Origin of the sequence: Bradyrhizobium sp., assembly GCF_049581145.1 — a bacterium.
Lineage (GTDB): Bacteria > Pseudomonadota > Alphaproteobacteria > Rhizobiales > Xanthobacteraceae > Bradyrhizobium.
Window position 1 is genome coordinate 1 of the sequence record NZ_JBAURI010000488.1, and the last position, 9,284, is coordinate 9,284.

A 9,284-nucleotide genomic window follows, 5' to 3' on the forward strand; every position below is an offset into this window, starting at 1 on the left:
GTGCCGGATCGGCGCGCCAACAAGTGTGCACAGCTGACCGAAGCTCCAATGGGTCGGCGAAACCTGGTCGTCACGTCCCGGAACGACCAAAGCCGGTCGCTCGGAATTCTCCCGGGTCGCCTCGACCCGGATCGGAGGCCAAGGGTAGCGTCGAGGCCGCGCCCGGCCTCGCGCTTTGGCAGTCCTGGCCGATCATAGATCATTCTCTGGAAACGCACGGTCGGAGCCGTTGCATTCAACTGTCTCGGTTCCAAAAAACGCTATTTTGCGGTCCAAAACGGACCCGCATCGATGGGAAGTTTTTTCGCTTTTACTTCCCTCAGTCCGGTTTCAGACCCATCCATCCGAGGCCATTCTGGTCAAAGGAAGCATGCCCAGCCCCCTCTACCGCCATCTGAACTGCCCGCCGATGGCTCCCAGGCGGGTCTGCAGCCACGCTGGGAGGTTTTTCCGTCTTGGTGGGTAAAAGGGGACGCCGTTGTGTCGCAAATGGCTCGCGCTGGCGATGGTGGCCGAGGTCGTGCACAGGGCGCCCTATTGCTTCCGGGATCGGGTGCGGTTCTCGAGGGCGCACGGCGGCAACAACCGGCACCCCTACCCGATCCCGATCAAGATCTACGACGAGACCGTCCGCTTCATGAAGTCGGCTCCGGAAATTAGCCTCCCGGCGCGAAGCTACTTCGCTTACCTACCGAAAAAGCGATGGGCCGATCCCCATACGGCCATGTTCTGTGATTGGCTCGAGCGACAAGGCCGCGATCTCGTTCACAAATAAGCCTCACCCAGGGGCCTGCCCTAGTCCTCCAATTGCCTTAACAATTCGCTGTCTGAGATGCTGGGCTTATTCATCATGGACGCATCAATCCGCGCTCGCGAAGCCGCTTGACTTCCAACGGCACTGTCGAACAAAGGAAAAACATTTCGAATCGCAACGCAACAAAAACTCCGCTTGGCCAAGCTGCCGGTGCTACCCGCATATTAATATCTCGACCACTCGTGGAGACGCTCGGGTTCGTGCAGCGGAATTACGGGCGATCCTCACGGCTGAGCATCACGCCTTCGTTGCTCGTTTCGAAGGCCTTTCCAGAGAGGCCCGTTGCCTGCTGATCCGGATGGTCAATCGCCGGGGCGCGATCTTCAACCGGTCTCTGTTCCGCTATCCGGAAATCGGGGACGTCGAGCTCGCAGCCGCCGAGCTCGTGACCGCCGGATATGCCCGGCCGCTTTGCGAGAGCGACTACGCGTCATTCGTCGCCTGTCTTGCGAAAGACGTATTGGTCAGCCGCCCGGTGTCGGGAAAGATCGTTCTGCGCACCGACAGCGGCTGGCCTCCCCGATCCGGTCGGCCAGCAGTCGTCCGATCGGCTCGGCGAACGGTAGCTGACCTCCGCTTCCGCACGTGTCCGCCGGCTGTTTCCGTTTCAAGACGGGCCGCGATATCGCTGCAGAATGCATCCAGCTTGGCCTAGAGTTGCGTATTGAACATGTCGGCGACCATCGTAATGCCCAGCGACCACTGCGACATCCCTCCAAAGTCGGCGTGGCTGAACTGGTCCATCCGGCCGTCTCCGCTCCGGAGCGCCGCGAACGCGATCTGCACCACCGCCGGGCGAAACCGAATGCTTATTCGCCATCCGGTCGACCAGATCGCCGTAGTTTGCTGACATTCGTGATCCTATATTTTGAGTTTTGCCAACGAGGCGCTTCAGGCGGAAGAACGAACTCGTTCTGATCCGGCGTCACCCGACCGATCGGGATCACTTCGACCCGAGGGAGCCTGGGCGTTCGCCTTGTCCGCCTTGTTCGCTTCATGGTGGCCGACGACGCAGCCTGCCGCGGCGCCAAGCTTGCCATGTCCCACCATGTGACCGGCGACACTGCCGACGATGGCGCCCTTAATGCAGCCCTTTGCGTCCGCGGCGGGCGCGAGAGCGAAAGAAATTGCGGCTGCGAAAGCCGCCGCCAAAACCCATGGGCAGCAACCCGCTCTACGCTGGCAAGGTCGACCATGGCTTCGACAAGGTCTCAGCCGCCGATCTCTGGAGACGCCTGACGCCGCTAGTCCGGAAGACGCAGGCCTTCGCGAAGCGGATCGCGCACAAGGGAATCTGGACCGAGCCGAAACTGCTCGCCGAAATCGAGTACCGGGCCAGGTCCGCCGAAGCGAAAGTCCGGCACCCGATCTTCAAAGGGTTGCGGGAGTCTCTTGGAGACACGCGACGACTTCTACGTGACTATCACGTCCCCGCGAAACTCACAGTGCGGCATCGGCGGGTTCCAACCGACCATCGGCGCACGGGACAAGTGAACATCCGGGACGCGCATCAGTCGATCGAGCAAGATCGATTTCCCAAAGTGCGACCGCCGCGCCAAGGCAACGGTGTGCTCGTCGCCGCAACTCATGGGGCTGACCGGCGCTGGCCTCGCATAGAGCGCCTCAAGATAGTTACCGATTTTACCGCGATTTCACCGTTTAACATCGTTTAATTCGACGGCGCTGGGAGCCTGTGTTGAATGATGCCCTCGCGTTTATGCCGAAGATCTCAAACAATGGGAGCGTTACGTTGACTACTTCTTCCACGCCTTGCTGCACTGACAAGACGCGTCGCGAAATCCTGACTCACGGCCTGAGCGTCGCGGCGGCTGCAGCCATGCCAACCTTTGCAGCGGACGTCGCCTTAGCTGAGCCACAACGTTCAACCTCGACGGAGAATATCTACATGGATAGGGTCACCACTAGAGACGGCGTCAAGATCTTCTACAAGGATTGGGGCGAAGGACAGCCAATCGTGTTTCACCACGGTTGGCCACTCAGTGCGGACGACTGGGATACCCAGATGCTGTTTTTCGTTCAGCACGGCTATCGGGTCATTGCCTATGACCGTCGCGGCCACGGCCGCTCCAGCCAGGTGTCGGATGGCCATGACATGGACCATTATGCCGCCGACGTCGCGGTGCTGGTCGATCATCTGAACCTGCGCGACGCGGTGCATATCGGGCACTCCGCCGGCGGCGGCGTCGTCGCCCGTTACGTGGCGCGGCATGGAAAAGGTCGAGTGGTCAAGGCCGTGCTGATGTCTGCGGTTGCCCCTCTGGTGCTGAAGACAGAGGCCAACCCCGAAGGACTGCCGCTCGAGGTACTCGACGGGCTGCGGAATGGCATCGCCAACAACCGCGCGCAGTTCTACCGCGACGTTCCCTCGGGCCCGTTCTATGGTTTCAACCGCCCGAATGCCAAGCCGCTCGAAGGTGTCATCGAGAACTGGTGGCGCCAGGGCATGATGGGTGGCAGTAAGGCGCAGTATGACGGCGTCAAGCCCATCACCGAGACGGATCTGAGCGACGACCTGAAGCGCATCGATGTCGCCACGCTGGTTATGCACGGCGATGACGACCAGATCGTTCCCTACAAGGCCGCGGCTCTGCGCTCGATGACGTTCCTCAAGCACGGCACGCTCAAGATCTATCCCGGATTCCCGCACGGCATGCTCACGACCCATGCCGACGTCATCAACAAGGACCTTCTCGACTTCATCCGGGGTTGATCCGAGCAACCGAACCTGGGCCTCGGCAAGCCGGCCGAGGCCACATCATCGGAGGAAAGACATGACCACACCAGCCGTGCGTCCGCAGCTTCAGAGCCCGACCGATCTGCAATCCAATGCCGTACGGGACATCCCCGCGGCGTTGCGAGCCCTCCTGGCCGACGTCTTCGCGCTATACGTGAAGACAAAGAACTTCCACTGGCACATGTCCGGTCACCACTTTCGCGACTATCATCTGCTGCTGGATGAGCAATCCGAGCAGATTTTCGCGATGACTGACGATATCGCGGAGCGTGCCCGCAAGATCGGCGGCACCACGATACGCTCGATCGGCCACATCAAGCGCGAGCAACGTCTGCTGGATAACGACGGCGAGTTCGTCACGCCCCAGGATATGCTGGCGGAACTGAGAAGCGACAATCAGCAGTTGACATCGGAAATGCGTCGCGTCCACGAGCTGTGCGACCAATGCGGCGATGTCGCAACCGCAAGCGTTCTCGAAAACTGGATCGACCAGACCGAACGGCGGATCTGGTTCCTCTATAAGACCGGACGGCCGGGCTGATACCAACAAGCCAGGCTGTCACTGCCAACCATCCTCCCACTCAAGCAAGCGTGGATACGTATCATGCGCAATTGCGATACAAACCGCCAGGAGCTCGAGCCCGTCCAGTCCGGCGAGCCGGACTTGATCGTTTCCCGGCGAGGTCTGATCGCGGAACGACTCCTGCTGCGGGAATTCCTGCACCGTACCAACAACGAGTTGGCGTGCGCGATCGGCCTCGTCTCGCTGGCCGCGCGCCGATGCGAAAATGATGAAGCCGGGACGTCGCTCAAGAAGGTCGTCGACCGTCTCGAGAGCTATGCCGGCATCCAGAATTCGCTTCAACCGCCTGATTACAGCACGGCCATCGATATATCCACCTACATCTACCGTCTCTGTCGCGCCGTGAGCCGCTCGAAGCTGGAGCAACAGCAGATCGAACTGTCGTTGTCGCTGCACACTTTGATCATGAGGTCCGAACAGTGCTGGCTGCTTGGGATGATCCTGTTCGAGCTGCTGACGAACGCCGCGCGTCACGCGTTCGACGGCAAGCCCGGAAAGATCCACATCGATATCTATCCGACCGACTCATCGGTGGTTTGCTCGGTCAGGGACAACGGAAAAGCAGCCCTGAACCCGACAATGGGCCGAGGACTTTCGATTGTCCAGGAACTGGCGGCCAGCCTTCGAGGAACGATCGACTCGCAATCGGGACCATCCGGGACGACGACGATCGTACGCTTTCCACATTGAAAGTGCCAAGCACAGGATCGAAGGGAGGCATCGCCGGCGATGCCTCCCTTCGCGGTTACTTCTTCGGAAAATCGGCCGAAAGCGAGATATTCTTCTGGCGGCGGATTTCCTCCAGCCGCGCCTCCATCACGCTCACCACCTGGTCAAAACCCCAGGCCCCCAGCACAAGGCGAGCGGGCGCCTTCGGCTGCTGGGCGAGTGTGATCATGATGTCGCTGGCGCGGCCGGGATCGCCGACCTGGGTGCCGCTGACCTGCTTGGTGCGCGCGAGCCGGCTGCCGGCGGTCACGGCATAATCGACGATCTTGTTGGGGGTCTGTTTCAGCGAACGCCCGGCCCAATCGGTGCGGAACGGACCGGGCTCGACGCAGGTCACGCCGATACCAAGCGGCTCGACTTCCGCCAGCAGCGAATCCGACCAGCCTTCGATCGCATGCTTGGACGCCGCATAATAGCCGGAGCCGGGAAAGCCGACGATGCCGGCGACCGACGAGATATTGATGATGTTGCCGCTGCGCTGCGCGCGCATGACCGGAAGCACCGCGCGGGTAAGGGCGAACAGGCCGAATACATTGGTGTCGAACTGGGCTCGAATTTCCGTCTCCTCGCCCTCCTCGACCGTACTCTGGTAGCCGTAGCCCGCATTGTTCACCAGCACATCGATGCGGCCGAACTTCTCCCTCGCTGCCTTGACGACGGTGTCGATCTCCTCAGGCTTCGTGACATCGAGCGCGAGCGCCAATGCCCGATCGCCAGCTACACTGGCGAGATCGGTGGCTTGCGCGGCCTTGCGTGCGGTAACGATCGCGCGCCAGCCGCGCTGAAGGACACGTTGCGCCAGCTCGCGACCGAATCCGGTCGAACAGCCAGTAATCAACCAAACGGGAGTGCTTGTATCGGTCATCGTCAGTCTCCGGAACTAGTGGAACGGGTTTGGGCCGACATGTGGCCGGCCCACCGGCCGGCAGTCGCAAATGCAGACTTCTCGCGGCGGATTTCCAAAAGCCTAGATCACCCTGCGCAAGGCCACCTGTAAAAAGACATAAAGCCCGCATCGCCAGGCAAGGTTTCAAGCAACGATCGCGACAACATCGATTTATTGGAATTGCTACCGATTGAGGCGCGGCCCGCGATCAATCGGTTAGCATTTTATCCGACAATCTCGGCCTTATCGATCGCCGGAGATTGCAGGCCTAAGACACAACATACGGAGACAATCCATGAGGATCAGGGATGCACTTCTGGCGCGTCCACTCGGCTTCGGCACGGCACCGCTCGGCAACATGTTTCGCAACATTCCCGAGCAGGAAGCACTCGCCACGGTCGATGCGGCCTGGAACGCTGGCACGCGATTTTTCGACACTGCGCCCTTCTACGGGGCTGGTCTGGCTGAGATACGCCTTGGCAAAGTTCTCGCCAGGCACCCGCGCGCCGGCTATGTCCTGAGCACCAAGGTCGGCCGTCTGATTCTCGACGAGATCGAAGATCCCGCCGCCAGGGACCAGGGCGAAAAAGGCGACGTTTTCGCACACGGCCTGCCAAACAAGATCGTTCCGGATTATTCCGCCGACGGGACGAAGAGATCGATCGAAGACAGCCTCAAGCGGTTGGGCGTCGATCGCATCGACTTCGTGTGGGTGCATGACATCGCGCAGGATTTTTACGGCGACCGCTGGCTCGCGATGTTCGAGAGCGCCCGAACCGGCGCGTTCCCGGTGCTGGACAAATTGCGCGACGAAGGCGTCATCAAGGGCTGGGGCCTCGGCGTCAACAAGGTGGAACCGGTCGAACTTCTGCTGGAGCTTTCAGAGCCGAAGCCGGATGCGACACTTCTGGCCGGACGTTACACGCTGCTCGACCATGAGCGGGCGTTGCAACGGCTGATGCCGGAGGCGCAGCGCAAGAAAGTCGATATTGTCATCGGCGGCCCCTATAGTTCCGGCGTACTCGCGGGTGGCGCGCATTTTGAATATGGGCCGGTACCACCGGCGATCGCCGCCAAGGTCGGCAAGATCAAGGCGCTCTGCGCCAAATATGCGATTCCCGTGAAGGCGGCTGCGGTGCAGTTCTCGCTGGCGCATCCGGCATCCGCCGCGGTCATTCCCGGCGCCAGCCGGCCCGATCGCATCCTTGAGGATCACGCGGCGCTCAACACCAAGATTCCGGATGATTTCTGGCACGACCTGCGAAAGGCCGAGCTGGTCGCGCCGAATGCGCCGCTACCGATCGATCGGTAACCAACATCATGACGATCGGCACCGCCAAACCGGCCAGCGCTGCCATCAGCGCTGGCTCAGCTTCTCGCCTGGATCGCGACGGCACACTCAATCGGTGTCGTGCCGCCGGTCAGCTCCAGGATCGTGCGCCGGATCGTCGGCGTGTCAATCAATTCTACGATCGTCGCCGCGACATCATCGCGGCTCACCTCCGTATGGAGCTGCGCCGGACCGAGACTGACCGTTCCAACGCCAGGCAGGTCCGTCAGCGTGGACGGACGCAAGATCACCCAGTCGAGGTCAGCCTGCGCCAACGTCACATCGGCCTGCTTCTTGGCCCTCATGTAGTGTTCGAAGCTTTCGCCCCAATCCTCTCCGCGACCGGCTTCCGGAAATACCGAAACCAGGACGAAGCGCTTGATGCCGGCCAATTGCGCTGCCGTGATCGACTTGGTCACGCCGTCGCCGTCAATGGCATCGATCATCGCATCGCTATCGCTTCCTCCGGCACCCGCGGTGAAAACGATCACATCATTTCCTTTGATGTCGTCGGCCAATTGCCTGGCATCGATCTGCACAAGATCGCCAAGTGTCCCCGTGACGCCGATGGTGCCGAGCGCCTCGCGTTGCGCCGGGCGCCGATAGAGCCCGTCGACTTCTTCGCCACGCTTCCTGAGCTGCCGCGCAAGCCGAAAGCCGGTCTGACCGGCGATGCCAATGATGAAAATCTTCAACCTTGCCTCCTCTAAGAAAATCGCCGCGCCGGATCCATCTATTCGACGAGCCGCGGTATTGGGCCGAGCTGCGGCGCGGTTTCCAGGCAGATCGATGAAGATCTCATCGAGGTAACACCACCCCCACCCTTCCGGCGGGTCGTAACCTTCGATGACCGGATGCCCGCTTGCATGGAAATGCGCGGTCGCGTGCTTGTTCGGCGATTCGTCGCAGCAGCCGACATGCCCACATACACGACAACTCCGCAGATGCATCCTCCAGCTGCCCAGCTTCAGACATTCCTCACAGCCTCGTGCACTCGGCGTGACCGTCCTGACGAGGTGAAGATGGTTACATCTGCTCGACATTGCCGCCTCCATGGATCCGACGCGCTGGCGGTGAAGCCTAGCTGACGTTGCGTCATCCGAGACGTAAAGACTCGTAAATCTGCGCGAATGTCGATCGCCGCCGCCGCGTATTGAACCGCTTTACACGACTTAACGGGCTCTTAGTTCATACAATGAGCGTTGGATGTCCCGGTCACGTATCCTTCCATCAAACGTAATTTGACGCGAGCGCTTGTCGAACGACGTCAATTGATCTCGGAGGCACCAATGCTTGATCACGTGACGGAACATATCTGGGCGGCGGTCGATACCGACCCACGGGAATCAGATGAGGCGATGCCGCTTCCACAGGAACTACGATGGCGTCAGCCGAACCGCGGCATGACCGCGGCAGACGACGACATCGCGATATCGCGATGGACCGATCGGGACAATCTTGGCCCGCAGGCGGAGGCGATATCACCGCCCGACCGCTATTTCGTGGCGATCGCCCTCAGGACCACCCGGCTCCGGCTGGCGAGAGGAAACGTGACGATCTTTGACGGCATCATGTCGGTGGGTTCGCTGTATGTGAGCGCGCCGATGCAGGCGTTGAAGGCCCATTTCGACACGCCGTTCGATTTCCTGCACCTGCAGATACCCGTGGATTTCTTCTCAGGCCCGCGAGCCGCCTCCGCCGGGCGTCTGAATGACTTCGTTCTCCTGCGAAGCCCGTTCGTCGAGCACCTTGCCAAGGCGCTGATCGAAACGCGCGACGGCGTCGATCGTCGGTTCGCGCGTTGCGTCGCGCAAACGCTGGCAATGCACATCGCCCAGTTCGAGCGTCCGCAGACGAAGATCAGCGCCTTGGCAAAATGGCGGATCAGGCGCGTTGAAGAGTACGTGAAGCTGAACTTGCAGCGCCCAATAAGCTTGATGGACCTCGCCAACGTTGCCGGCCTTTCACGGATGCACTTTGCGGCACAGTTCCGGGTCGCCACGGGATATCGTCCGCATGAATATTTGACGCACCAACGCATCGACAACGCGAAATCATCGCTTTCGCAGACCGACAATCCGATCGCGGAGATCGCGCTCGATGCAGGATATTCCTCGCAGGCCTACTTTTCGACGGTCTTCAAACGTGTGACAGGCCAAACGCCCGCACGTTGGCGCTCCACTCACA

At 60.7% G+C, this 9,284-nt stretch carries 9 protein-coding genes and 4 pseudogenes; 8 read left to right on the forward strand and 5 right to left on the reverse strand.

The genetic code is table 11. From position 1 onward, the window contains the following. Positions 1–165 (reverse strand): annotated as a pseudogene (locus tag WCB02_RS16190) (DUF932 domain-containing protein); the annotation flags it as partial. A 331-nt stretch (positions 166–496) separates the two neighbouring features. Here WCB02_RS16190 and WCB02_RS16195 point away from each other — a divergent pair. Next, a pseudogene (locus WCB02_RS16195) lies at positions 497–649 on the forward strand (DUF763 domain-containing protein); the annotation flags it as partial. Between the two features lie 82 nt (positions 650–731). After that, positions 732–1,469, forward strand: coding sequence for a hypothetical protein (locus WCB02_RS16200; RefSeq protein ID WP_423959454.1), 738 nt, complete (start codon positions 732–734; stop codon positions 1,467–1,469). A 236-nt stretch (positions 1,470–1,705) separates the two neighbouring features. Here WCB02_RS16200 and WCB02_RS16205 read toward each other — a convergent pair whose 3' ends face one another. Next, positions 1,706–1,966, reverse strand: coding sequence for a hypothetical protein (locus WCB02_RS16205; RefSeq protein ID WP_423959457.1), 261 nt, complete (start codon positions 1,964–1,966; stop codon positions 1,706–1,708). A gap of 8 nt (positions 1,967–1,974) precedes the next feature. On the opposite strand from WCB02_RS16205, the pseudogene WCB02_RS16210 reads away from it, so the two are divergent. The 4 genes and pseudogenes from WCB02_RS16210 to WCB02_RS16225 all read left to right on the forward strand — a co-directional run. Then, positions 1,975–2,208: pseudogene (locus WCB02_RS16210) on the forward strand (DNA ligase); the annotation flags it as partial. A gap of 302 nt (positions 2,209–2,510) precedes the next feature. After that, a complete protein-coding gene (locus tag WCB02_RS16215) occupies positions 2,511–3,545 on the forward strand; it encodes an alpha/beta fold hydrolase (protein ID WP_423959459.1) in 1,035 nt (344 codons plus the stop codon). A gap of 61 nt (positions 3,546–3,606) precedes the next feature. Continuing rightward, a complete protein-coding gene (locus WCB02_RS16220; protein ID WP_423959461.1) occupies positions 3,607–4,110 on the forward strand; it encodes a Dps family protein in 504 nt (167 codons plus the stop codon). A gap of 63 nt (positions 4,111–4,173) precedes the next feature. Continuing rightward, entirely contained in the window at positions 4,174–4,842 is a 669-nt protein-coding gene (locus WCB02_RS16225) for a sensor histidine kinase (RefSeq protein ID WP_423959462.1), read from the forward strand. Between the two features lie 55 nt (positions 4,843–4,897). Here the strand turns inward: WCB02_RS16225 and WCB02_RS16230 are convergent, their stop codons facing one another. After that, entirely contained in the window at positions 4,898–5,746 is an 849-nt protein-coding gene (locus WCB02_RS16230) for an oxidoreductase (RefSeq protein ID WP_423959464.1), read from the reverse strand. A gap of 316 nt (positions 5,747–6,062) precedes the next feature. On the opposite strand from WCB02_RS16230, the gene WCB02_RS16235 reads away from it, so the two are divergent. Next, positions 6,063–7,079, forward strand: coding sequence for an aldo/keto reductase (locus WCB02_RS16235; protein ID WP_423959466.1), 1,017 nt, complete (start codon positions 6,063–6,065; stop codon positions 7,077–7,079). 56 nt (positions 7,080–7,135) lie between these two features. Here WCB02_RS16235 and WCB02_RS16240 read toward each other — a convergent pair whose 3' ends face one another. Continuing rightward, entirely contained in the window at positions 7,136–7,792 is a 657-nt protein-coding gene (locus WCB02_RS16240) for an NAD(P)H-binding protein (protein ID WP_423959469.1), read from the reverse strand. A 38-nt stretch (positions 7,793–7,830) separates the two neighbouring features. Continuing rightward, positions 7,831–8,140, reverse strand: a pseudogene (locus tag WCB02_RS16245) (UBP-type zinc finger domain-containing protein). A 159-nt stretch (positions 8,141–8,299) separates the two neighbouring features. On the opposite strand from WCB02_RS16245, the gene WCB02_RS16250 reads away from it, so the two are divergent. Further along, positions 8,300–9,284, forward strand: a 985-nt coding sequence (locus WCB02_RS16250; RefSeq protein WP_423959471.1) for a helix-turn-helix transcriptional regulator, incomplete at its 3' end; no start/stop codon positions are given.